Source organism: Streptomyces sp. NPDC041129, from assembly GCF_055592265.1.
Genome location: NZ_JBVIYV010000012.1, coordinates 21,850 through 43,342, shown reverse-complemented (window position 1 = coordinate 43,342; position 21,493 = coordinate 21,850). Strand labels below are relative to the sequence as shown.

The window sequence follows — 21,493 nt, the reverse complement described above, 5'->3', positions numbered from 1 at the left end:
CGAGCGGCAGGCCGGCCGCGCGACGCCGGCCGCTGGGCGGAGAGGGCAGGATTCGAACCTGCGTGGGCCCCTGGGGGCCCGACCTCGAGGCGTGCTCGCTGGTCCCCGATCAACCACTCCGGGCACCTCTCCCTGTTCCCGGCTCCGGTTCCCCGTGCCGTTCACATGCATCAGAGTGGCAGGGAACGCTGACGCGCCCCTGACACGGCTGAGGGTATGCCTGAGATGTCGCCAGGTCCTGCGCCGATACCTCACTCGAAGTGGACGAGGATGCGCCCGGTGTTGCCGGAGTCGACCTCTCGGCGGACGTAGAGCTTCCTGATGTGCTTCTGGTCGAGGAAGGCGAGGACGCGGGCTCTGAGCCGTCCCGAGCCCTTGCCCGGAATGATCTCCGCTACCGGATCGCCGGAGTGGTTGGCCCGGAAGAGGAACTGACGCAGCGCGAGTTCGATGTCGCGGTTGTTGCGGAAGATCGGATGGAGATCGAGCGACATCATCCGGAACCCCTTCGTGGTGTGCTGCGGGTGTGCGTCGTGCCGCGGCCGGCGGGCGTGCCCGTCGGTGCGCGGCCGCGGGCCGGGCCTGCTTCTTGCGGGCCCGGTAGGCGGCCGCCTTGATCTTGTTGCCGCAGGATTCCATGCCGCACCACTGGTGCCCGGTCTTCGGCCCGGACCAGTCCCACTTCAACGCCGAATACGCGATGCCGACCGAGTTCGACAAGCCGGTGCTCATCGCCACGATGCAGTTCGACGGCGATCCGGCTCTGCTCCTGATCACCGGCGTCCACCGTATGTACGTGGCGATGGTCGAAGGCCGGTCGACGCTGCCCGCATACATGCTGACCGTCGCCGAGACCACAAGAGTTCGTAACCGTTGACGCCGTCCCGTCTGGCGGTGTCCTGACCACCGCCACCCCGGCCCCGTTCCGCGCCTGCCCGCGGGGCGGGGCCTTCCCATGCCCGGGCCGTATCCGGGGATCGTGGCCGTGTTCGTGCAGACGCCGATCTCCACGCCGCCTCATCTGTTGACCCGTCCGCGCTGTGGCAGCACCGGCCGCACGCCACCGTCTGTCGCACCCGTACCGGACGCCGCCGCAAGAAGAGCGCCGCCTGACATCCACCCCCAATCCGCATGGCACGCCCATGACCTGAAATTGCCCGAGTCGACGCTCACTATGCGGCCGTCAACAGCCCTGCCGCAGCGGTGGGCGACCGAGCCGCTGCACGCGGATAACGCCTCACGACTTCGACTACCTGCGCGGATGGCTACGGCGCCAGCAGATCGTTGCCGCGTATCGCCCGGCGAGGCATCGAGCCACCGCGACGGGCGATCGCAGAGACGATCCACCTCCGACATGGCCGCCGACCGCGCCCGTGCATGGACGGACGCCGTGACCCTCGAGCACCGCACCTAGCTCCAGGGTGCATGACGGCGGGGCAAGGAAGAGGTTTCCTGACGCGGCGCTACCGTCATGAGGGTGACAGGAATCAATGCCGATCAGCAATGGTCCGAATCCATGCCGGCGGCCTATGAGCAGTACCTAGTGCCGGTGGTCTTCCGGCCGTTCGCCGAGGACCTGACCGCCCGGGCGGCGGCACTCCACCCTCGGCGAGTCCTCGAACTCGCTGCAGGAACTGGCGTGTTGACAGCGGACCTACTCGCAGCGGCACCCTCGGCCGAGGTGACGGCCACCGACCTGAACGAGGCCATGGTCGCCTTCGGGTCGACTCGGGCTCCGGGCGCGGTGTGGCGGCAGGCCGGCGCGCAGCAACTGCCCTTCCCGGACGGAGGCTTCGACCTGGTGGTCTGCCAGTTCGGTGTGATGTTCTTCCCCGACCGCATCGAGGCCTTCACCGAGATCCACCGGGTGCTGGCCCCGGGCGGCCGATTCCTGTTCAACACCTGGGGCCCGCTCGGGACGCACGCCTTCGAAGTCGCGCTGCAGGCTGGGCTGGAGCGGGCCTTTCCGGTCGACCCGCCACGGTTTTTCCAGACGGTTCCGCACGGCTATGCCGACCCCGCTGTCGTGGCCGCTGATCTGGCGGCCGCCGGGTTCGCCGTCGAGGACGAGCAGGAGCTGACGCTTCAGGGCCAGGCCGCGTCGACCGCCGACCTTGCCACCGGGTACCTCACGGGGACACCGGTGCGCGCGGCCGTTGAGGAGCGCGGCGACGGACCGGCTGTCCGGGCCACCGTCATCGAGGAGATGACGGCACGGCTGGGCCCGGGTCCGGTCACCGCCCCGATGACGGCGTACGTCTTCCGTGCCGCGGCCTGAACACAGGACGTGGCTGCGCAGAGGATGGGCGTGGGTAGGTCCGCGACGACGCCGTGGGCCGGGTGGAGTGGACCGTTTCCATCGACTCCACGATCAACCGGGCCCACCAGCACGCGGTCGGCGCCCGCAAAAAGGGGGCCGCAGACGGGGATGAACTGGAACGCTCGCAGGAGTGTCAGGCCCTCGGCTGGTCCCGGGGCGGGCTGACCACCAAGGTCCACCTAGCCGTCGACCGCCGCGGCCCCCCCCGCTGTCCATCGTTCTCACGCCCGGCAACGTCAACGATGCCACCGCCTTCGGCCAGGCCCTCGACAACATCCGCATTCCGCGCGCCGTTGCGGGCCGACCACGTACGACACCGGCGCGGGTACTGGGCGACCAAGCGTATTCCAGCTGGGCGACACGCCACCTGCTGGGGCGCCGGGGCATCGTTGCCACGATCCCCGAACGCCGCGACCAGATGGCCAAACGCCGGCGACGTGGAACCCACGGCGGTCGCCCACCGGCCTTCGACAAGGACATCTACCGCGCCCGCAATGTGGTCGAACGATGTTTCGCCCGTCTCAAGCAGCTCGCCGATCGCTGCCGGGCCGGAATCGTCGTGGCAGCTCTGATCCTGTGGCTCCGCGAACCCGCCGGTTGATCATTTGTCGGACGCGGGCCCTAGGCGATCGTGCGTCCTCGCGGAAGGAGCTGGACGTACACACCGCCGAAAGCGATCGACCATGGTTGACTTCGCTCCGCAGCCGCGCGCCCCTCATCGAGCATTCGAGCCGCTACGTGATGTGCCGCTTCTCTCAGCTTCTCCCAGGCCGAGGCATCGGTGCCAAACGCCCGACGCGACCGCTCCACGGAGGCGTCCAAGGCCCTGACGGCCGCCGTGACGTCGTCCACCATCTGGCCGGCGCTTCCTACGTCGTCCAGTGTCCACGACATCCACAGCCCCATGTGCCTACAGTGGCACGGCCAATGGGATCCTTCAGCAGCCGCAGCCTGGACGGCGGAGCGGCGCTTCCGCTTGTCACTCGGTCGGCCGACGGAACAGCAGCGGAGCCCTGTCGCAGCCGGGGGCGGCAGTGGCGTGGGTACGGTGGCTCGCAGGAAATGCCGACCATGCAAGATCTTGATCCGGCGCGATGCCGACCGTGGGGGATGAGAACGCCGCGGCCATAACCGGGGGTGAGTGGCGCATGCTCCATGCCAGCGCTACGTGGACAGCCAGTTGGTCCGGCCTACGCCGAACCCCAGCGCGGGGCCGTCCTCGTCGCCGATTTGGAACTGGTGGTACCGCACCGGCACGAGCCCGCGTCCGTACTCGGAATAGTACCATACGCTGTATGGAAACTCGGTAAAACCCCGGCCCCCAGGGCGGCCGCCGTGATCGACGCCCTTTCCGTACGATGTACGAAACTGGTATCGTACGAGGTGTGGAAAAGAAGGTGAGGCGTCCCCCGCGGGGGACCAGAAAGAGGGACGTGCCGCTCACCGAGGCAGGCATCTACGACGCTGCCCTGCGGCTCATCGACGAGGACGGGGTCGAGGCGCTCACCATGCGCAAGCTCGCCACCGTGCTCGACGCGAACCCGATGTCGCTGTACCACCATGTACCGAACAAGGAAGCGGTGCTGCGCGGCGTCGCGAGGATGGTCGGCGCCCAGTTCCGCACCGTGACCCTGGAAGACGCTCCGTGGCAAGAGCGCATCCGTCTGCTCGCCATGGACTTCCGGACGCTGGCGCACCGTCATTCCAACCTGATGGTCTACTCGTTCAGCCACCAGCCCGACTTCATCCAGCCCGACGACCCGTTCTGGACCGCGCTCACCGCGATCGTGGCCGCTGCGGGGGTGCCCAGGGCAGAGGTCTCGGAGGCCGCCGGTCTGATGGTCGCCGTCGTCGTCGGAGTCCTAACCGCCGAACTCAACGGCTCTCTTCATCAGTGGGCGAGCCTCATGGCGCCCGGTCTCGCTGAGGGGGAAGAGGGACCCACGGACGCGGTTCCGCCGGAGCCGGTCCGGGACCGCAGGTTCCGCCTGGTGATGGACACGCTCATCGCCGGCCTGGAAAGCCGGCTCGCCGCCGAACGCGACGGCCGGGGCACCGGCCAGTGAGTCCGCGGTGTCGAGGCGTCGCGGCCGTGGCCGACCGTGAGCGGGCGGGGCCAGTCTGCGAACGCACTCGGAGCAGTCCGTCACGTCCGGGAAGACCGTCCCTGGGCAGCCGCCGCCGGTGCACGGTGTGTGGTTGATCCGGCTGCGCGGGGGCGAAACAGCGGGGGAGGGCCACCTGCCTTCTCCGCACCGGAGGCGGGCCGCGCTCGCGCGGCCGACGCCTCCCCCTCGGCGCAGCTCCAGTCATGTCCGGCTGCCTCCTGGCGGCTGAAAGCCCTAAGCAGCCCCGCTCGCCGCCGATGAGGCTTCCCGGCTTGGGCGGCCGGCGCTGCTCACCCACCGAAGATGGTCCCCAAGGGCCACCGACACCCCGGTCAGCGGCCCTTGGGCGTCAGTGCGTTGGGTGGTCGACAGTTGAGCAGTGATGAGCTGGTCTGCGTGGGGCGGCGTCGAAGGAGGACGGGGCGAGACCGGCCTCGGTCAGGATGTCGGCGGCCGCGCCCCGGCCGAGCCGGACAAGGCCGACCAGCAGGTCGTCACAGTCGATGCGGTCGTGGCCGTCGTGCTCGGATCGCATCTCGGCGAGGGCGATGGCCTTGCGGGCGTAGGGCGTCCAGGCGATGCGCTCATCTGCTTGGGCAACACCCGTGCTCAGCCGGATGTCGACCAACCCGTGGACCGCTGTCGGTGAGACGCCGACGGCCTGCAGGAGCCGCGTGGCGCTGTTGTCCTCGGCCGTGAGACCCCAGAGCAGGTGCTCGGTGGCGATGTGGTCGTTGCGGCGCTGCACCGCCGCCTGTTTGGCGTGCGCAAGCGCCTGACAGAGATCGTCGGTCATCGACTCGGGGCCGTAGACCTTGGGCGGGCCGTTGAAGCGCTGCTGGGCCCCCTGCCGGGTCACGCCCAGTGCGGCACCGATGTCGGCCCACGAGGAGCCGTGTGTTCGGCAATGCTCGACGTGTTCCTCGATCAAGGCATCGGCCAGTGCCTGCAGTCGGCCGGCCAGGTCCGCAGCGACGGTCAGCAGGGCGATTCGGTCGGGTTGTTGCCGTGCCGCTGGACGGTGTGCCGTGTCCCATCTCCGGTGGACTTCCGCAATGAGGTCGTCCAGGTCCGGAAAGGCCGTGAGGACGCCTCCCCTTCGGGGCGCTTCATCCCCCGGAAGCCCACCCGTCATCGCAAGGGCGAGTCGGCGGTGGGCGTCAGCGCGGACTCGTCGAGGTCGACGATCTGGCTGATGTCGAAGCCTTCCATGTCCGCGCGGAATTCGGGACTCGACACATACGCCTCAAGGCGCTCCCGCACGTCGTCGGTGTCTGTGTAGGAGACGAGGGCGTACAGCCGGGGAGCCTCACCGGCTGGCACTGTCCACACGCCGTGTGTGGTGATCCGGTGCTTGGCCATACCGGGAATGTGCTTGGCCCAGATGTTCTCGTAGGCAGCGAGCGCCTCGGAGTTGCGCAAGGTGTAGACGCGAAGCTGGTATTGGGACATGACGTTTCGTTCCCTTCCTTTGGAGTGGGATGGAGGGCGGTCAGCCTTGTGAGAGGAGGAACGCCAGTTCCGCGTCCCAGTTGATGCGTCCGGACTCGGTGCCTCGTGGCACCAGTGCCTCCGTGTTCTCCAGGAAGGACGTGATGTCCCGCACGGGAACCTCCAGCAAGGCGGCGCCTTTGGGAGACCGGAGGACGATGTACATCGCCTCGTCGCCACAGTGGACGGCCGGCCAGATGCGGATGTCTCCGTCACCTACGGAATCCTTCAGGCCATCGCTCAGGAGGTCGCGGCCCAGGACCCATTCGACCGGCTCGTCACCGTGGACGAAGAAGGCGGCACGGACGACATAGGGATCGGCGGGTTTGTAGCACAGGCGCATGCACAGGGGCAGGCAGTAGTCCCGCGAGATGACGAGCTGCACGGCCACCTCCCGCACCACGGTCTTCAAAGACTCCATCGACTTCCACTCCAAGACGCCTCTGCCTCGCCCGCGCCCCGCCACCCGGACGGTGGCGAAGAAGGTTTGGAGGGGGAGGGGCGCTACGGAGCCGGGCGCGCTGCGCGCCGTAGCGGCAGTTGGGGGCATGTGAGCCTGCGAGACCCGATGAGTGTCCGCAGGCGGCGGCGAGGGCACGGCGACCCCGGGTCGGCCTCCAGGCCGCACGGCCAGGTGCTGGTGCCGCTGCGAGGAGTCGGCTTCACCTCACGGCGGGTGCCCGGCAGTGGTTTCGGCCCGCTGACCACAGCGTCCGGCTGCGTATCCTCTCCTCCTCGGCCCGCGGAGCGCGTCAGCCTCAGGCCTCTCGGAGTGGGGCCGGGACGAGTGTCGATCACGGGCGAAGTGGAGCCGGTCCAACCTGCCGCGAGCAGTCGTGCCGGTCCTACCTGCCGGACCAGCCACGCCCCTCGCCCTCCCAGCGGTAGAAGTGGCCGCCGCGGTAGAAGAGGCCGTCGCAGTCGTGCCGGGTCGCATCGGTGCCGTAGTCGTCCTCGTGCCAGCCGCGGGTCTCGTCGCAGGAGTAGCCCTGCTCGAGCAGGTAGCCCACTCCGTGGTCCCAGCGGTGGTCGGTGGCGTCGACGCTGACAAGCGAGCGGTCGGCGTGTCCGGGCGCGGGAGTGGCGGCTGAAGCGGTGCCTCCGGCACCTAGAACGGCGACTCCCACGACCGCCACGGACGATGCGGTCACAGCGATGCGCTTCGTGAGCTTCTTCATGATGTTCCCTTCCCGGCTGGCCGCACCGGCCGGTTGTGCGGCCAGGCGACGTGCAGCGCCTGGCGTGGTCCGAGCAAACTTTCCATACACCGTATGGAACCTTCTTCCCATTAATACCATACGTTGTATGGAAATGTGGAGTGGTGTGGGTCACCCAAATGCCTGCAGGTCGAGGGAGGCGGCAACTGGTACTCGGGACAGGGGAGTTGCCTGCTTCGCCCAGCGGGCCGGTGACGTCTGGTGCTCCGTGGTCGCGATGTGCAGGCCCGCGAATCCCGGCCCATGCTGGAAACGAGGTGGGTGAGACAGCGGAGGAAGTGGTGGAGATGTGCACCGTTGTCGACCTCACGAGCTGCCAGGGCTACGCCCAGTGCGTGTTCCTCGCCCCGGCGGTGTTCGAGCTGCACGGCGAGGAGGGGCTGCTCTATGCCACGTCCGTCCCCGCCGGCCAGGCCGAACGCGTGCGCCAGGCCGCGGCGGCCATCGAGGACAGCGTCCGCCTCAACGTGATCCCGCTCATCCAGGACCGCGTGAACGAGGACCCCAAGTACGCCGACCTGCGCGCCGTCTGCAACGCCCGCGTCGCCGCCGAGTACATCCGCCAGCAGGACGCGAAGTCCCCCAACGACTTCCACAAGATCATCAACTCGAACGACGTGTCCGCGTGGCCGTTGCGAGCCCCGAACCAGAACTGGACCCGCGAGCAGGGTCTGGAACCGGTACATGGACTCGATCAAGAAGGGCATCGAGTGGTTCGAGCTGAAGTGCGGCGGCAAGGTCTACCAGCAGGGCGTCGGTGGCGTCGACTTCTCCAAACAGCCCAAGCAGAACATCACCCGCACCCGCTTCAACGTCGAGAACCGCGACCTGGACAACACCACCCGCAACTCCACCAAGTCGGATGACACGTCCTACCGGGACACCGACACCCTCTACCTCGGCGGCGGCCCGGCCAAGGCCACCGGCAGTGACCCGGGCGGCGACCCCACCCCCACGCCGAAGCCGACCCACACCGGCGGCGGCAAGCCCACCGGCAAGCCGACCGACACCGTCGCCCCGCAGCCGACCCGGAGCGGCGGGGGACAGGCACCGGCCACCTCCGCGCCGAACACGCCCGATCCGGACGGCGACCTCGCCCACACCGGCAACACCGCCCCCATCGGCCTGATCACCGGCATTTCCGCCGCCCTCGTCGCAGCCGGAGGCACCCTGTGGTGGTGGATGCGCCGCCGCACCACCGGCTGAAACCCACCACCAGCGTCCCAGTGCGCCGACCACGCGGAGGGCTCCCTCCGGCTGCACGGGACGCTGCCCATGAATCCGCCCCGCTGGATCTCATCCAGCGGGGCGGATCGCCGTGTTGGGGGAGATGCGCGTTCGCTGCCGAGCGCGAGGCGGAGCAGGGCTCCGACGCAGGTGTGTCGCCCGGCACCTTGAGGACCATCCCTTCGCCGGTGTTGATCTGATGGCCGGGGCGATGAAGGAGACCGCAGGAGTGATCGTGTGCGGCTCCGCTGCGTTTTAAGGTGGCGCCCGCCGGACAGCGGATGATGCGCAAGGCCGGACCCGCGCCGATCCCCGAGTCGGCGCGGGCCTCGTTTCACGGTCTGCACGCCCCTTGCCCTGCCAGGCGTACGCATGCCGCACGGAGGATGGGCGCGATGCCTTTGCTCCGGGTGCGGCAGCAGCCCTCGCCCGCTCCTAGGCCCAAGGCCGTGCCCGCCGCGTCTCTCCGCCGCTCGCCGGTTTGCCCTGACTTCAGGTACGCGTGCTGGACCGGAGATTCGTTCGCGGACTTTCTCCCCCGCGCGGGGGAGAAAGTCCCCCCGCGCGCGGGATCTTGCTACCGCGCCGGAGGGCTGTACTGGAACGGTCAGCAGGGCGAGGAAAAGACCGCTGCGCCGGTCGGGAACCCGGTGCCGTCGCGGCGGCCGCCGCATAGGAGGAATCACATGCACACGTGGACGAGACGGCGTCTTCTGACCTCGGCGGCGGCGACCGCGGGCCTCACAGTGACGGCGGCCGCACCCGCGACTGCCGCGGGGAGGTCCCGCACCCGCCTCGGCGGCGACATCCTGACCGCCCTGCGGGCCCTGCCGGGGCTGAGGGTGATCGAGGAACGCCAAGGCGGCGAGCCGGGGTACCGCTTCTTCGTCCTCGGCCTGTGCCAGCCGGCCGACCACACAAACCCCGCTGCCGGAACCTTCGAGCAACGCTTGACCCTGCTCCACACCTCCGTCGACCGCACCACCGTCCTGTTCAGCACAGGCTATGAGGCATCGCTCACGCCCCGGCGGGCTGAACCGACCGTGCTGCTGGGCGGCAACCAGCTTCAGGTCGAGCACCGTTTCTTCGGGACCTCGCGCCCGGCGAACGCCGACCACTCGCTGCTGACCATCCGTCAGGCAGCCGACGACCACCACCGCGTCGTCCGCCTCTTCCGCCGGCTCTACCGCGGCGCGTGGATCTCGACCGGCAGCAGCAAAGGCGGCATGACCAGCGTCTACCACCGCCGCTTCCACCCCGGCGACGTGGACGGCACGGTGGCCTACTCGGCCCCGAACAACGTCGACGACCGTGACGACACAGCCTATGCGCGGTTCCTGGAGCGAGTGGGCAGCGCGGAGTGCCGCGAAGCCCTGCGGACCGTGCAGCAGCAGGCTCTGCTGCGCCGCTCCGACCTGGTCGCCCGCTATGAGTCCTGGGCCGCCGCGAACAACACCTCGTTCCGCGTCGTCGGCAGCGCCGACAAGGCCCTCGAAATCGCCGTCCTGCGAGCTCCGTTCATGTTCTGGCAGCGCAATACCGCCGCGGACCGCGCCGCCATACCCGGCTCGGACTGTAGTGCCGACGAGCTGTACAGGTGGCTGGACGACATCACGGGCCTGGCCCTCTACGCAGACACGGCGCTGCAGCGCTACATCCCCTACTTCTACCAACTCGGCACCCAGCTGGGGTATGTCAGCTTCCCCACCCGGCACTTGTCCGGGCTCCTGCGCTACCCGGACGCCGGCGAGCCCCGTACGTTCGTCCCGCGCGACATCCCGATGCGTTTCGATCGTGACGCCATGCCGGACATCGACCGCTGGGTCCACCGCCACGGCAGCCGGCTGCTGTTCGTCAACGGCGCCCAGGACCCCTCGGTCGCCGAGTCCTTCCGGCCCGGCGTCAGAGGCTCCCGCCTCCTGTGGGCGCCCGAGGCCAACCACAGCACCGCGATCGCGGAACTGTCCCCCGCCGACCGTGCGGAGGCCATCGGCATGCTGACCCGCTGGGCAGGGGGCACGTCAGCCTCGGCGTGAGAGAAGAAGGGCGCAGGGGTCGTCGACGTTCTCGCGACCGTCATCGCAACGCTTTCGGCTCCGTGACCGCCGACCGGCGCCGCGAGCTACGGCCACCCGCCGCAATGACGTCCTCCTCAACGACCGCGTCGCCGCAGGATGAGCTGGTGCACAGCACGCCCGGCCGCCATGAGCTGCTCGACGGTGGCGCGCGTGGAGCCGCCGGACGCGCTTACGCCGCGGTCGGGGCCTGTGGGGGGGGGTCTGGTGGCCCGTGGGGCGGGAACGCGGGCACGGTCACGGCATGGCGATGACGACCTTGCCGGCTTTCGCGCGGCCCGTCTCGGCGTACTCCATGGCCACGAGGGTCTGGTCGAAGGGGAAGACGCGGTCGACGACGGGGCGGATCTTCCCGGCGTCGACGAGCGCGGTGATTTCGCGTAGCTGGTCGCCGCTTGCCCGCATGAAGAGGAAGGAGTACGTCACGCCGTGGCGCTTGGCGCGGTGCCGGGTCTTGAGGCCAAGTGCGTTCATCGCCTGCCGGAGGACGGGGCCCGCGCCCAGTTCGCGGGCGAAGTCCGCGTCGGGCGGGCCCGCGATGCTGATGACCTTCCCGCCGGGCTTGAGTACCCCGAGGGACTTCTCCAGGGTCTCGCCGCCGAGGGTGTCCAGGACGACGTCGTAGCCCGCCAGGACCTCTGCGAAGTCCTGCGTCCGGTAGTCGATGACCTCGTCCGCGCCGAGTTCCTTGACCAGATCGGCGTTGGCCGCGCTCGCGGTGGTGGCCACGTGCGCGCCCAGGTGCCTGGCCAGCTGTACGGCGATGGTGCCCACCCCGCCGGAGCCCGCGTGGACCAGGACCTTCTGGCCCGGCTTGACCTGTCCCTTGACCGTCAGTGCCTGCCAGGAGGTCAGGGCGACCAGCGGGAGGGAGGCGGCCTCGGCCATGGTGAGCGTGGCGGGCTTCGGGGCGAGGTCGTCCTGGCGTACGGCGATGAGTTCGGCGAACGTGCCGATGCGGTCCTGGCCGGGCCGCGCGTAGACCTCGTCGCCGACCGCGAACCGGGTGACGGACGCCCCCACCCGGACCACCGTCCCAGCGAGGTCGTTGCCCAGGACGAGCGGGAGGCGGTACGGCAGGATCTGCCTGAAGCCGCCGCCGCGGATCTTGAAGTCCAGCGGGTTGACGCTCGCCGCGCCGATCCGGACCAGGACCTCGTCGGCACCCACCTCCGGGTCGGGCAGCTCGGCGGGTTTCACCGCGGACAGGTCGCCGTACTTCTCGATCAGGAAGGTCTTCATCGTCGTCTCTGTTACCTGCCCGCCAGGGGGCGGGCCCTTCGTCCGTCCCGGGTCTCTGCCGGGGCGGGCTGTCGGCGCGGCGTTCGGGTCTCGGCTGCTTGCCGTCACCCTGCCGGTGCGGCAGGGCTCTGCCTCATCCCAGGGGCGGTGCGTCGCCCAGGCTTCGCCTCACCTGCCGGGTGGTGTCGTCGGCGAGGATCTCGGGCAGCCCCGTCTCGATTCCGTGCAGCGCCTGGGCGGCGACGTCGGCCGGGTCGGTCTTCAACTCGGTGGGAGCGCCCGCGGCCATGTCGGTGTCCATGAACCCGACATACAGCCCCGAGACGGTGATACCGCGGGGTGCCAGCTCCTCGCGGGTCGCGTCCGTCAGGGCCCAGGCGGCGGCCTTGGCGGCGGCGTAGGAGCCGAGCTGGGAGGGGTGCAGCCAGGACAGGACGGACAGGACGTTGAGTACCGCGCCGCCGCCGTTGGAGTGGATGACCGGGGCGAAGGCCCGGGTCGCGGTGAGCGGGCCGTAGAAGTTGGTTTCCATCTCCAGGCGTACGGAGTCCAGGTCGCCGGTCATCAGCGATGCGCCGGTGGAGATGCCCGCGTTGTTGATCAGCAGTGATGTGTCCGACGCGATATCGACCGCGGCCCGTATCGACTCCGGGTCCGTCACGTCCAGACGCAGTGGGGTCACGCCCGGCAGGTCCACCGTCTCCGGGCGACGGGCCGCCGCGTACACCTTCGCCCCGCGCTCCACGAGCCGGCCGGCAAGGTGCCGCCCGAGCCCTCGGTTGGCACCGGTTACCACCGCGACCGCGTCCTTCAGCTCCATGCTGCTCTCCTGTTCAGTGGGGCCGTTGAACGGCCCATCCGAGTTAGATGATGCTAATAATCTAAACACGGGTCTACGATAGATGCCACTCGACATCCATAAAGGGAGGTGGCCGATGGGCCGCGTATCGCAGGCACAGGCGCAGGAGAACCGCCGACGGGTCGTGGAAACCGCCTCCCGGCTGTTGCGGGAACAGGGCACCCAGGTCAGCGTCGCCGACCTGATGAAGGCGGCCGGGATGACCCACGGCGGCTTCTACAAGCAGTTCGCCTCCAAGGAGGCCCTGGTCGACGAGGCCACCGCATTCGCCTTCGCCGAACTCGCCCGGCACCACCTCGACGGGCTCGCCCGGCACGCCGGACAGCGCGACGCCACCCGGAAGGCGGCGATCGACACCTATCTCTCCGCGGAACACCGTGACGACGCCGCCGGAGGATGCCCCGCCGCCGCCCTCGCCATCGACATCGCACGCAACCCCGGCAACCATGAGGCCCGCCGCACCTACACCCAGGGCGTGACCGACTTCGCCGAATTCCTCACCTCCGAGGACACAGGGGGTGCCGGAAACGCGGACGGCATCACCCGCCTGTGCACCATGGTCGGCGCCCTCGTCCTGGCCCGCGCCACCAAGGGCTCGCCGCTCTCCGAGGAGATCCTCACCACCGCGCACACAGCACTGACGGCAGCCGACCGAGACAGCGAATCCAACAAGGCGCCATGAGAAAGAGACGAGGCCGCCCTCCAACGGTCAGCGCTGACACCCTCGCCCGCGAGAGCGTGCGCACGCGGCTCGCCCGCTACATCGTCGGCGAGCAAACCGAGTTGGACGTCGCGCTCGCGGCATGCCGATCAAGGAGGCGACGTCGGCGCCCGACGTCGATACCAGGATGAACCGGTAGCCGGCGCCGAACAGATTGGACTCTCCGAACACCTCGACGGGCCCGGCGACGTCCACCAGCCCGACCCCGTCGTAGGCGAGGATCGCCCCCGATGCGTCGCGGAGCTCACAGGTTCATCCTGGGGTGACCGGATTCGAGTGGTTCAGGGCCGGACCGAGACGGCACGGGTGGCCTTGAGGTCGGCACCGTCGGGGACGGGCGCACGGTCTGCTCGTGGCAAGTCGCATCGAGGAGCAACGGACGACATGACCGACATCATTGCAGGGGTGAACATACCCGAGACCTCGACTGCTGCGGAGGCTACGGAATTCCTTCGGAGGAGCACGAACCCCCTGATCTTCCACCACTCTCGGCGTGTATTTCTTTTCGGCTCGCTCCACGCGCGTGAGCTGAACCTCCGGTTGGATCCCGAGTTGCTCTACATCTCGGCGATGTTTCATGACGTGGGTCTTTTCATCCCATTCTCGAACGAGCAGCAGCGTTTCGAGCTGGATGGCGCCGACCACGCGCGGAAGTTCCTGCTCCACCGCGGGTTCACCCAGCTTGCCGCCGAGGTGGTCTGGAGGGCGATCGCCCTGCACACGACACCGGGAATCCCCGGCCGGATGGACCCGGAGGTAGCTGCGACGAACTACGGCGTGCTGACCGACGCGGTCGGTTGGGGATTGGACAGGCTGGCAGGCGACCAGCTCGACGAGATCGTCGCCGCTCATCCGCGCGGCGATTTCAAGAAGGAATTCCTGCAGGAGTTCGTCGACGGCCTCAAGGGCCGCCCGGATACCACCTACGGGACCGTCAATGCGGATATTTTGGAATACTTCGTTCCCGGCTTTCGCCGTAGGTCCATGGTGGAGCGCATCCTGAATGCTCCCTGGTCGCGGTGACCTGCGCAGTACCAGATAGAACTGAGGAAGGAACGCTGGTGCAAGCCATCACTGTCCGGGACCGTCAGGCCGGCGTCACGGGCCCGACCCTCGAGGACCTTCCCCATCCGCACGCTGCCGAGAACGACGTCGTCATGCGCGTACACGCTGCGGGCTTCACCCGAGGAGAGCTCGACTGGCCGGCGACCTGGACCGACCGCGCCGGCCGGGACCGCACCCCGAGCGTGCCCGGCCACGAGGCCTCGGGGGTCGTGACGGAACTCGGATACGGAACGACCGGACTCACCATCGGCCAGCGGGTCTTCGGACTGACCGACTGGACCCGCAACGGCTCCCTGGCCGAGTACGTCGCCGTGGAAGCCCGCAACCTCGCCCCGCTCCCCGCCGATGTCGACCACACGATGGCAGCCGCCCTGCCGATCTCTGGACTGACCGCCTGGCAGGGCCTGTTCGACCACGCCCGTCTCACCACCGGCCAGACCGTCCTGATCCACGGCGCCGCCGGCGCCGTCGGCTCCATCGCCGTCCAGCTCGCTCGCGAGGCGGGAGCACGCGTGGTCGGCTCCGGGCGCTCCGCTGACCAGAGCACCGTTCTAGACCTGGGCGCGCACGCATTCCTGGACCTCGAGGCCGACCCGTGGGCGGACGCCGGCCAGGTCGACGTCGTGTTCGACGTGATCGGCGGCGACATCCTCGACCGCTCGGCCGCCCTGGTGCGCCCCGGCGGCACGCTCGTCACCATCGCCCACCCACCCACGGTGCGCCCCGACGACGGAGGGGCCGTCTTCTTCGTAGTGGAACCCGACCGCGCACGCCTCGCCGGTCTGGCCCAGCGTCTCTGGACGGCCGGCTCCGGGTGCGGGTCGGCGCGGTTCGGCCGCTGGCCGAGGCGGGTGCCGCCTTCGTTCCACGAGAGCGCATCCCCGGCCGCACGATCATTCGCGTCACCGGGGACTTCTTCCCGGTGATGACCGCGCCGGACACGCTCACCCAGGCGCCCGACGCCTTCCTTTCCGGCGAGGACCCGCAGGCCAAGCACATCGTCCGCGAGCTGCTCGTCAGCCTCGGCTGGCGCCCGGAGTGGATCACCGATCTCGGCGGGATCCAGACCGCCCGCGCCACGGAAGCCGCGATCCTGTTCGTACCGCACGTGATCCGGTCCAGCGGATTCGCGCCTTTCGCGCTCTCTATCGCCCGCTGATCCGCGCCGGATCTGCCCACAGGGCGCCGCCACCGGACAGCGCCGATGGCTGCAGGCCGGGAAACCGTCGCAAGCGGCTGCACGCCTACCGGGCAAGCCCTGAGCCGTCGCGGGCCCGGCCGACCCGCCCTGCAACCCGAGGGCCGCCCAGCGCGAGTCCGCCGCCACGGCGACCACCCGCCGGGGGCCGTCGGCCACCACTTACGCGGTGTTCGGCGGGAGCTACACCCTGTCCCAGCTCAGCCAGCACCCGGACTGTGTCGTCAGCTGCAAGACGCTCCTCGACCGCTTCGACGAAGGCTGGGACGTGGAGGAGTCCGCGACCACACCGGGCCTGCGCGGCCGGTCAGCGGTGAGGTAGCCGCCCCAACCGAGGGCGCGGTAACTGCCAGACCCTGTGCGCAGAGTTCAAGCACTGAGGCCCGGTCGCCACCTACGACCGGGCCTCGGTTGCGTTCGGGTGCGGCGAAGCCCTGCTCGGCCTTCGGCTCATTGCGTGCGTGCTACCCCGCCAAGCAACTCGGGGGCAAGACGCCCCCCAAGTCGACGCGGCCGGCTGGGAGTCAGGTAAGGGATACAACCGCACCCACCTGCCGGCCGCCGTGATCGGAGGCTCCAACAAGGACCGCCGCAACTTCGTGACCATGCACTGCTACGCCCCTTCACCCGTCATGCGCCAAGTCGCACTACAGGTGCGCAACGCCGTACGGAACGGCGAGATCATCCAGTACAGCGTCAGACCCCTCTACGCTGACGACAATGCGAAGATCCCACTCGGGGTGACCCGAGGCTCATGGCAACAACGGATTCCAAATGCACCCGCACGGCAGCAACGGCGAGGGAACCAACATCTTTACCATCCGGAACCGCAAGCGGTGACGAAAGGACCCCTCAAGTGACTCCCGACCTGACCCGACTCACGGAATTGCTCATCTCGTCGCCGGGCACCGCCCCTGTTCCGGACTGGGCCGCCGCGGAGACCGCTGTTCGCACCGTCCTGCCCGCGGACTACAAGGAGCTCATCGAGACGTACGGAGGTGGCCTCCTCGACGGCTACCTCCTGTTGCTGGAGCCGAACTGCCCCAACGACGTCTACGACCTCCTCAAGATCTCCGCTGAGCGCGAGGAAGCCAATGACCAGTTGTGGCAGTTCGAAGACAAGCCCGAAGAGATGGAGACCCCAGGCAGCCGCCTGGTCTGCTGGGCCACCACGGACAACGGTGAGTACCTGTACTGGCTCGTGCAGGCGGGCGACGACCCTGACTCCCGCACCATCCTGATCAACAGTGAGCCGGGGGAAGACTGGGAGCGCTACGACATGACGGTGACCCGCTTTCTGGTAGCCGTTCTCACCGGGGAGTTCCGCTCGGAGATCCTGTGGGACAAATTCCCGCTGCCACAGCACCAGTTCCGCCCAGCCCGCGAGATGTAAGCCTAGGTTCTGTCCGGCGGCTCATGGGCGGAGCCAAGCGTGCGTTGTCTTCTCCTTCTTCCGGGAGGGGAGTCAGGGCAGCACACGACGAACAGGGGCGGTTGTGGCCATGCCTGCGGGCGTGGCCGGTTGGCAGGGCCGTAGTGCATGTCCAAGGTGAGCAGGTGTGTCAGGAGGAGTCACGGACATCGTTGTGCGGTGCGGTCGACCCTTCGAGGGTCCTTCCCTTAAATTCCATTCCGCACCTACCTGCAAACTCAGGATCGTCCAAACGATCCCGAACCGGACGACCACCGAAAACACCGCCGCACCCGCGACCGACGAGGACGTCGGCCCCAGCCTTCGACGGTGACACCGACCTTCGCCGCACAACGGTCGAGCGCTGCTTCAACGGGCTCCAGGCCTTCCGCGGCACCGTCACCAGATACGAGAAGACCGCGGTTGCCTACGGAGCGCCGGCCAGTCTGGCTTCGTTCCTGTTCCAGGCAAGTCCGTTCGAAGACGGACGCTAGTGCCGTGACCGGAAAATGTTCGCCGGGTTGCTGCCTTCGGATTCTCATCGTGGGGGTGTGAGTGAGGCCAGTGCGGTGGGTTGTACTGCGCCGGCGGCGGCCGAGCCGATTAGTAGTTCGGTCAGGTTATGGGGCTGTGCCTGTTCGCCGGTTGGAGCCGCTGCTGAGATCCGGTCCAGCCGGAAGCCCCGGCCAGCCCGGCGTGTGCGGCACCAGGCGATGAGGTACCAGCGGCCGTCGGCGGTGAGCAGTCCGGCCGGTTCCACGACGCGGTTGCTTTCGTGTCCTGCCGCGTCGGTGTAGGACAGCCGCAGCACCATGTTGTTGGCGAGGGCGTGCTCCACCGCGGTACGGATCGCGGAGTCGCCGTGCGTCGGCAGGGTAACGATCCGTGCGGCGAGTTCTTGGGCCGCCGCCGAGGCGGGGCCGGCCATCGAGGCCACGATCTTCTGAGCCGCCGTGCGGGCCGCGCCGGCGTACGGGGTGGAGGCGTCGGCCGCGGCGAGCGCGGCGGTCAGTGCCGAGGCTTCATCGGCGGTGAGGTGGATCGGGGGCAGGGTCATCTCCGGGTCGATCGACCAGCCGCCGCCTCGCCCGGGTATGGAGCGCACCGGGACACCGGTCTGCATCAGTGTCTGAAGGTCGCGCTGTACCGTGCGTGTGCTGACCTCGAACCGCGTGGCGAGCGCCGCGACCGTCAGAGGCCGCGGCGCCGCCGCGCGCAACTCTTCCACCAGCGCATACAGCCGGGCAGTGCGGTTCATGTCGCCGACGCTACCGTCACGCGGAGGCCAGGAAGTCCCGCTCTCGTCGTAGTTCCCGCTCGGTGATGGTCATGGGGAACAGAGTGAAGCCGTGCATCGCGCCGGCGACGACGCCGAGCTGCACAGGCGCACCCGCCGCCTGCCACCGTGCGGCCAGGAACAGCGAGTCGTCCAGCAGAGGATCTTCGGTGCCGACGACGATCCGGGCGGGCGGCAGCCCGGCCAGGTCCGCGAACAGGGGCGAGACCTCCGGGCTACGGCGCTGCTCTTCCCCTATCCCCGGTGTGAACAGCTCATAGCCGCCCCGAAGCGTGTCGGTATTGCTCAGCAGCTTTCGGGGGCCAAACCTCCGCTGGCTTGGTGTCATCGACAGGTCGTAGGGGCCGAAGAGCAGGTGAGCTGCCCGGAACGCGCCGGTGATGCCGTGCCGGTCGCGAAGGCGCAGCAGCGTCACGACGCTGAGGTGAGCACCGGCCGATTCACCGCCGATCAGCAGCCGGTCGGTTCCGAACTCGGCCGCGGCGTGTTTCACCAGCCACCGGGCAGCCGCTTCGCAGTCGTCGGGCCCGGCGGGGAACGGGTGTTCCGGCGCGAGGCGGTAGTCCACGCTCACCACGGCCAGCCGTGCCTGCTCGGCGAGCCGCCAAAGCCGCTCGTCCTGTCCGTCCGCGGACCCGAACGCCCAGCCGCCTCCGTGGATGTGCAGGTACACGCCGTCGACGTGGTCCGGCACGAAGACCCGTACCTTCACTGCGCCCTCAACGACGCGGTCTTGGCCGTGCGGCAGTCTTACCGGTGGCGTGTCGCCGCCGAGCCGGTTGCGCCGCAGGAGCGCCAGCGTGGCGGCGCTCGGCGCCTGCCCGCGAGCTGGACGGCTCGCGGCGGCAGTCTCAAATTGCTCGTTGAACCCCAGGGTCTCGGAGAGGCAGTCCTCATCTGTGATCGTCATGCCGTCGACAGTCTCAGCGGCCCGCGACAACGCCCTGTCACCCGTTCTTTGTGAACTGCGTCATGCTCCTGCCGTGCTCCTGGTGTGACCAGGATCGGACCGGATTGGTGCAAGGTGGCCTCACGTCGGCCGTCTGCGGTGACATGTCCGATTAGCACGGGGAGATCTGATGGCAGGGCCGGTCAGGGTGCGCAGGCTGTCCGAACAGGAAGGGCAGACTCTGCAGCGGATCGTGCGGCGGGGCAATACCAGCACAGTGGGGTTCCGCAGGGCGATGATGCTGCTGGCATCGGCGGGCGGCAACAGCGTCCCGGTCATCGCGAGGCTCGTTCAGGCTGACCAGGGCACCGTCCGCGGCGTCATCCACCGCTTCAACCAGATCGGTCTGGCCTGTCTGGACCCCCGGTGGGCGGGTGGCCGTCCCCGCCAACTAAGTCCTGATGACGAGAACTCCGTCGCCCAGACGGCCAAGACCCGCCCAGGCAAGCTCGACCAGCCCTTCACTCGCTGGTCGATCCGCAAGCTCGCCGCCTACCTGCGCAAGGTGCACGGGCGGGGCATCCGCATCGGCCGGGACGCCCTGCGCTGTCTACTGGCCCGCCGCGGGATCACCTTCCAGCGCACCAAGACCTGGAAGGAATCCACCGATCCAGAGCGCGACGTCAAGCTCGACCGCATCGAGCACGTCCTCGCACGCTTCCCCAACCGGGTCTTCGAGTTCGACGAGTTCGGGCCACTTGGGATCCGCCCGACCGGCGGGTCCTGCTGGGCCGAGCGGGGTCGCCCGCACCGGGTGCCGGCGACCTATCACCGCACCCCCGGGGTCACCTACTTCCACGGCTGTTACGCGGTCGGCGACGACACCTTGTGGGGCGTCAACCGCCGCCACAAGGGCAGCAAGATCCGCCGGTGGGCCCGGAAGAACAAGGTCGAGTGGCGCAACACCAACGCCCGACACCCCGACGTCCTGGCCGCCCAACGCCGTGAACGTGCCCGCATCCGCAGCGAGAAAGGCATTCGTTGGGGTGGGCGCCCCCTCACCACGGCGGCCTGACCGCGCCAACCCTGCGAACCTTCCCGGTCACGGCACTAGTCGGCGCGCCCGGTGAGGGCCACCGCTGTGCCGAGCCCGATCATGGCTAGCCCACCGGTGCCACCGATTAGTGCCGTCCGACGTGGGGAACGGCCCAGCCAGACCCGTGCGGTGGAGGCAGCCATCCCCCAGATTCCGTCGGAAAGCAACTGCAACAAGGCGCCGGCCAGGCCCAGGAGAAGCATCTGGCCGCCGACGTGACCGGTCTCGCGGTCGACGAACTGTGGAAGCACTGCGGTGAGGAAGACCACGCTCTTCGGGTTCGTCACCCCGACCACGAACCCCGCCCGAACCGAACTCTTGGCCCTGCCGCCGGGCGACTCCAGGGCCGGGCGCGTCGGTGGTAGCGAAGCGGTGCCGGCCTTGCCGGGTGGCGAAGACCTGATGGTCACCATCAACTCACCATGGCCGCCCGATGTGGCTTGTTGGCGGGTTCTCGCCCGCCAGGCCGCACCCTAGACTGCGACCGCTCCGAAATCTGGCGATCTTTTGGAGGGTGTGCAGGATGAACCGAGCTCTCATAACCGCATTGGCGGCGGCAGCGTTGGTCGTGTCCGGGGGCAGCACCACCGCCTCCGCATCCGATGCTCCGCCACGAACCACGCACGGTCCTTGCCAGTACACCGAGACCCCGGACGAGCCGGCGGCGCGGCCGGTTCCCCTGCCGCCCGATCCGCGACGCACCCCCAGTCACGGCATGGTCGATGTGGCTGTCCGGACCAGCCAGGGCCCGCTCCCGCTACGTCTAGACCGGGCGAAGGCGCCGTGCACGGCCCAGAGCTTCGTGCATCTGGCGCAGCACCGGTTCTACGACCGTACGGTGTGCCATCGGCTGACGGCGTATCCGACGCTGAAGGTCCTGCAGTGTGGCGACCCGACCAGCACGGGCGAAGGTGGGCCGGGGTACAAGTACAAGGACGAGCTGCCGGTGGACCTGCCGCCGGCACCGAGCGATCCGACCGGTGTCCGTCGCCTCTACGGGCGCGGCTTGCTGGCGATGGCCAACGCCGGGCCGAACACAAACGGTTCGCAATTCTTTGTCGTCTACGGCGACTCCGCGCTGCGACCGAACTACACGGTGTTCGGCACGGTCGGTGCCGCCGGCCTGCAGACTCTCGACAAGATCGCTGCTGGCGGTATCGAAGCAACTGCTCAGGACCCGGCGCCTGTCGACGGTACGCCCGTGCTGCGGACCGAGCTGCTCAGCGCCCGGCCGTCCTGCCGGCTCGTCGGTAATCGCCACGACAAGCAGTAGTTGA

Annotated in this window: 21 protein-coding genes and 7 pseudogenes; 16 read left to right on the top strand and 12 right to left on the bottom strand. The window is 68.9% G+C overall.

Features of this window, described 5'->3' with window-relative positions; translation table 11 throughout:
* Nucleotides 1-37: 37 nt before the first annotated feature.
* From ACZ6B1_RS30335 to ACZ6B1_RS30325, 3 genes and pseudogenes are all read right to left on the bottom strand, one after another.
* Nucleotides 38-132, bottom strand: a pseudogene (locus ACZ6B1_RS30335).
* Nucleotides 133-251: 119 nt separating this feature from the next.
* Nucleotides 252-494 carry a Smr/MutS family protein gene (locus ACZ6B1_RS30330; protein WP_468783581.1) on the bottom strand — a complete coding sequence of 81 codons (243 nt, stop codon included), beginning with the start codon at nucleotides 492-494 and terminating at the stop codon, nucleotides 252-254.
* A 70-nt stretch (nucleotides 495-564) separates the two neighbouring features.
* Nucleotides 565-651: pseudogene (locus ACZ6B1_RS30325) on the bottom strand (CGNR zinc finger domain-containing protein); the annotation flags it as partial.
* On the opposite strand from ACZ6B1_RS30325, the gene ACZ6B1_RS30320 reads away from it, so the two are divergent.
* The 4 genes and pseudogenes from ACZ6B1_RS30320 (at nucleotide 638) to ACZ6B1_RS30305 (ending at nucleotide 4,386) form a co-directional block, all read left to right on the top strand.
* Nucleotides 638-877, top strand: coding sequence for a hypothetical protein (locus ACZ6B1_RS30320; RefSeq protein WP_468783579.1), 240 nt, complete (start codon nucleotides 638-640; stop codon nucleotides 875-877). The pseudogene ACZ6B1_RS30325 and the gene ACZ6B1_RS30320 sit on opposite strands and share 14 nt — an antisense overlap.
* A 639-nt stretch (nucleotides 878-1,516) precedes the next feature.
* Nucleotides 1,517-2,278: a class I SAM-dependent methyltransferase gene (locus ACZ6B1_RS30315; protein ID WP_468783903.1), complete on the top strand. Its 762-nt coding sequence runs from the start codon at nucleotides 1,517-1,519 to the stop codon at nucleotides 2,276-2,278.
* A 38-nt stretch (nucleotides 2,279-2,316) separates the two neighbouring features.
* Nucleotides 2,317-2,921, top strand: a pseudogene (locus ACZ6B1_RS30310) (IS5 family transposase); the annotation flags it as partial.
* A gap of 784 nt (nucleotides 2,922-3,705) precedes the next feature.
* Nucleotides 3,706-4,386, top strand: coding sequence for a TetR/AcrR family transcriptional regulator (locus tag ACZ6B1_RS30305; protein ID WP_468783577.1), 681 nt, complete (start codon nucleotides 3,706-3,708; stop codon nucleotides 4,384-4,386).
* A 391-nt stretch (nucleotides 4,387-4,777) separates the two neighbouring features.
* Here ACZ6B1_RS30305 and ACZ6B1_RS30300 read toward each other — a convergent pair whose 3' ends face one another.
* The 4 genes from ACZ6B1_RS30300 to ACZ6B1_RS30285 form a co-directional block, all read right to left on the bottom strand.
* Nucleotides 4,778-5,563 (bottom strand): Clp protease N-terminal domain-containing protein, encoded by a 786-nt coding sequence (locus ACZ6B1_RS30300; RefSeq protein ID WP_468783575.1) that lies wholly within the window; start codon nucleotides 5,561-5,563, stop codon nucleotides 4,778-4,780.
* Nucleotides 5,560-5,880: an NIPSNAP family protein gene (locus ACZ6B1_RS30295; RefSeq protein WP_468783573.1), complete on the bottom strand. Its 321-nt coding sequence runs from the start codon at nucleotides 5,878-5,880 to the stop codon at nucleotides 5,560-5,562. Before ACZ6B1_RS30295 ends, ACZ6B1_RS30300 begins: the two co-directional genes overlap by 4 nt.
* A gap of 40 nt (nucleotides 5,881-5,920) precedes the next feature.
* A complete protein-coding gene (locus tag ACZ6B1_RS30290; protein WP_468783571.1) occupies nucleotides 5,921-6,340 on the bottom strand; it encodes an SsgA family sporulation/cell division regulator in 420 nt (139 codons plus the stop codon).
* A gap of 424 nt (nucleotides 6,341-6,764) precedes the next feature.
* Nucleotides 6,765-7,097, bottom strand: a complete 333-nt coding sequence (locus tag ACZ6B1_RS30285) for a hypothetical protein (RefSeq protein ID WP_468783569.1) — start codon at nucleotides 7,095-7,097, stop codon at nucleotides 6,765-6,767.
* 326 nt (nucleotides 7,098-7,423) lie between these two features.
* On the opposite strand from ACZ6B1_RS30285, the pseudogene ACZ6B1_RS30280 reads away from it, so the two are divergent.
* From ACZ6B1_RS30280 to ACZ6B1_RS30270, 3 genes and pseudogenes are all read left to right on the top strand, one after another.
* Nucleotides 7,424-7,579 (top strand): annotated as a pseudogene (locus tag ACZ6B1_RS30280) (ferredoxin); the annotation flags it as partial.
* Between the two features lie 241 nt (nucleotides 7,580-7,820).
* Nucleotides 7,821-8,342, top strand: coding sequence for a hypothetical protein (locus ACZ6B1_RS30275; RefSeq protein WP_468783567.1), 522 nt, complete (start codon nucleotides 7,821-7,823; stop codon nucleotides 8,340-8,342).
* 707 nt (nucleotides 8,343-9,049) lie between these two features.
* Nucleotides 9,050-10,399 (top strand): S28 family serine protease, encoded by a 1,350-nt coding sequence (locus tag ACZ6B1_RS30270; RefSeq protein ID WP_468783565.1) that lies wholly within the window; start codon nucleotides 9,050-9,052, stop codon nucleotides 10,397-10,399.
* Nucleotides 10,400-10,675: 276 nt separating this feature from the next.
* Here the strand turns inward: ACZ6B1_RS30270 and ACZ6B1_RS30265 are convergent, their stop codons facing one another.
* On the bottom strand, nucleotides 10,676-11,680 hold the full coding sequence (locus ACZ6B1_RS30265; RefSeq protein WP_468783563.1) for an NADP-dependent oxidoreductase: 1,005 nt from the start codon (nucleotides 11,678-11,680) through the stop codon (nucleotides 10,676-10,678).
* A gap of 133 nt (nucleotides 11,681-11,813) precedes the next feature.
* Complete coding sequence (locus tag ACZ6B1_RS30260) at nucleotides 11,814-12,500, bottom strand: SDR family oxidoreductase (RefSeq protein WP_468783561.1); 687 nt, start codon at nucleotides 12,498-12,500, stop codon at nucleotides 11,814-11,816.
* A 115-nt stretch (nucleotides 12,501-12,615) separates the two neighbouring features.
* On the opposite strand from ACZ6B1_RS30260, the gene ACZ6B1_RS30255 reads away from it, so the two are divergent.
* The 7 genes and pseudogenes from ACZ6B1_RS30255 to ACZ6B1_RS30225 all read left to right on the top strand — a co-directional run bounded on the left by ACZ6B1_RS30255 (nucleotide 12,616) and on the right by ACZ6B1_RS30225 (nucleotide 16,916).
* Nucleotides 12,616-13,221, top strand: a complete 606-nt coding sequence (locus tag ACZ6B1_RS30255; RefSeq protein ID WP_468783559.1) for a TetR/AcrR family transcriptional regulator — start codon at nucleotides 12,616-12,618, stop codon at nucleotides 13,219-13,221.
* Nucleotides 13,222-13,644: 423 nt separating this feature from the next.
* Nucleotides 13,645-14,283 carry an HD domain-containing protein gene (locus ACZ6B1_RS30250; RefSeq protein ID WP_468783557.1) on the top strand — a complete coding sequence of 213 codons (639 nt, stop codon included), beginning with the start codon at nucleotides 13,645-13,647 and terminating at the stop codon, nucleotides 14,281-14,283.
* A gap of 38 nt (nucleotides 14,284-14,321) precedes the next feature.
* Nucleotides 14,322-15,238, top strand: a pseudogene (locus tag ACZ6B1_RS30245) (NADP-dependent oxidoreductase); the annotation flags it as partial.
* Nucleotides 15,239-15,484 (top strand): annotated as a pseudogene (locus tag ACZ6B1_RS30240) (NADPH-dependent F420 reductase); the annotation flags it as partial.
* 208 nt (nucleotides 15,485-15,692) lie between these two features.
* Nucleotides 15,693-15,845, top strand: coding sequence for a hypothetical protein (locus ACZ6B1_RS30235; protein ID WP_468783555.1), 153 nt, complete (start codon nucleotides 15,693-15,695; stop codon nucleotides 15,843-15,845).
* Nucleotides 15,846-15,984: 139 nt separating this feature from the next.
* Nucleotides 15,985-16,383 carry a DNA/RNA non-specific endonuclease gene (locus tag ACZ6B1_RS30230; protein ID WP_468783553.1) on the top strand — a complete coding sequence of 133 codons (399 nt, stop codon included), beginning with the start codon at nucleotides 15,985-15,987 and terminating at the stop codon, nucleotides 16,381-16,383.
* On the top strand, nucleotides 16,380-16,916 hold the full coding sequence (locus tag ACZ6B1_RS30225) for an SMI1/KNR4 family protein (protein ID WP_468783551.1): 537 nt from the start codon (nucleotides 16,380-16,382) through the stop codon (nucleotides 16,914-16,916). Before ACZ6B1_RS30230 ends, ACZ6B1_RS30225 begins: the two co-directional genes overlap by 4 nt.
* A gap of 556 nt (nucleotides 16,917-17,472) precedes the next feature.
* Here ACZ6B1_RS30225 and ACZ6B1_RS30220 read toward each other — a convergent pair.
* Nucleotides 17,473-18,192, bottom strand: coding sequence for a helix-turn-helix transcriptional regulator (locus ACZ6B1_RS30220; protein ID WP_468783549.1), 720 nt, complete (start codon nucleotides 18,190-18,192; stop codon nucleotides 17,473-17,475).
* A 16-nt stretch (nucleotides 18,193-18,208) separates the two neighbouring features.
* Nucleotides 18,209-19,141 (bottom strand): alpha/beta hydrolase, encoded by a 933-nt coding sequence (locus tag ACZ6B1_RS30215; protein WP_468783547.1) that lies wholly within the window; start codon nucleotides 19,139-19,141, stop codon nucleotides 18,209-18,211.
* Nucleotides 19,142-19,310: 169 nt separating this feature from the next.
* On the opposite strand from ACZ6B1_RS30215, the gene ACZ6B1_RS30210 reads away from it, so the two are divergent.
* The gene (locus tag ACZ6B1_RS30210; protein WP_468783545.1) at nucleotides 19,311-20,195 is read left to right on the top strand and encodes a helix-turn-helix domain-containing protein; all 885 of its coding nucleotides are present in this window, start codon (nucleotides 19,311-19,313) and stop codon (nucleotides 20,193-20,195) included.
* Between the two features lie 35 nt (nucleotides 20,196-20,230).
* On the opposite strand, the pseudogene ACZ6B1_RS30205 reads toward ACZ6B1_RS30210, so the two are convergent.
* Nucleotides 20,231-20,536: pseudogene (locus tag ACZ6B1_RS30205) on the bottom strand (LysE family translocator); the annotation flags it as partial.
* 395 nt (nucleotides 20,537-20,931) lie between these two features.
* On the opposite strand from ACZ6B1_RS30205, the gene ACZ6B1_RS30200 reads away from it, so the two are divergent.
* Nucleotides 20,932-21,489 (top strand): peptidylprolyl isomerase, encoded by a 558-nt coding sequence (locus tag ACZ6B1_RS30200; protein WP_468783543.1) that lies wholly within the window; start codon nucleotides 20,932-20,934, stop codon nucleotides 21,487-21,489.
* The last annotated feature ends 4 nt before the right edge of the window (nucleotides 21,490-21,493 follow it).